The following is a 1,224-nucleotide window of genomic DNA, read 5'->3' as shown; positions in this document are numbered from 1 at the left end:
CCAGAACTGGGCTGGGTGAAAGATAATCCGTACCCTGAGCTTTATGTCAAAGTGAATAACGCACTCAAACCTATAAGAGCCCCCGAAATTGGTAGTCTGGGATACGGCTCAATCGCCGGTGAAATCCGTTTCGACCGGAACTCCACGGCACAATGGCTTAAACGTTTTGACGTCGATTTACCCGGTACGAATCCTTCATCCGCTCCACCTGAGTCAGAACCCGAGCGCATCTCCGCCTTCAGCGGTGAAACCAGCCCGCACACCGGCAGGTGGGGAACCTTTATCGACGGCAGCCTGCGCTATGTTCACCTGAAACAGGGCCAGAAACTGCCGGACTATGAAGATAAAGAAGGCAAGCTGCACCGGACGCTTTGGTCATTGCTTGAGCGGGATGATAAGGGCAGCGTTTTTAAACAGAAATAGATCGCCATTATGCAGTCTGCGTGTTTATCGCAGACTGCAAACCGGAGCTTAGAAATGGATTTTTTTGAAAAATTCAAACAGGCAGAATACGAATTCACCTATGGGGCACTTGATGACCCTGAAAATTATAATGCATTACAGGTAGGACTGGTGGCCTATTTTTATATAGATAAAGGCTATTTAGAAGAAAATAGAGAAGCAATTATTAACGCGTTAGAAAGATGCCATCAAGAATTTGGAAAAGAATTGAAATGGAGTTTCTTTAATGACCCCAATAAAACAGAAAGTTATTCTAAATCTACTTTAGATAAGTATAAGCAACTCGTAAAAAATGCAGGTGGAGACCACATTGACTTTTGGTGCGCTTCTGAAGAAGGATTTGAACATGCGAGCGATTACCGTATTTACTCGTTATCTCCTGCCGACTGGGTAGAACACATACATCGCTCATTAAGTTTTTTTAGTTTTCACCTGCCAATAAAAGAGATCAAGAACAGATTAAAAAATGAAAACTTATTAATTGACTTATGCTCATTATTAAACCCTATTCATGGCCTAATGGGATTAGGCATTCAGCAATGTCGAGACCGGGAAACATTCCAATATCTGGAATATGAAATTGGGCAAGAATTTTTGGGCCTAAATATTAGTAATGTAAACACCGATAAATCCTTCAGAAATGGCATTCGCTCAATCAACTGGTATACTTTTTTCAACGATCATTGGCTTGGTAAGCTGGGCGGAATTAATACGCTGCGCTCAAAACTCGACGACCCGCGGATACAAATCACATCTTACGAT

General features: G+C 42.5%; 2 protein-coding genes. Both read left to right on the top strand.

The genetic code is table 11. The features are described 5' to 3' along the window. A partial coding sequence (locus J8X26_RS27825; RefSeq protein ID WP_244370872.1) for a type VI immunity family protein occupies positions 1 to 423 on the top strand: 423 nt, incomplete at its 5' end. A 54-nt stretch (positions 424 to 477) separates the two neighbouring features. Further along, positions 478 to 1,224: type VI immunity family protein (locus J8X26_RS25795; RefSeq protein ID WP_208952411.1), on the top strand; the 747-nt coding region annotated here is incomplete at its 3' end.

Source organism: Rahnella sp. ChDrAdgB13, assembly GCF_017655185.1.
In the GTDB taxonomy this organism is placed as follows: domain Bacteria; phylum Pseudomonadota; class Gammaproteobacteria; order Enterobacterales; family Enterobacteriaceae; genus Rahnella; species Rahnella contaminans.
This window is presented reverse-complemented; position numbering and strand designations above follow the sequence as displayed.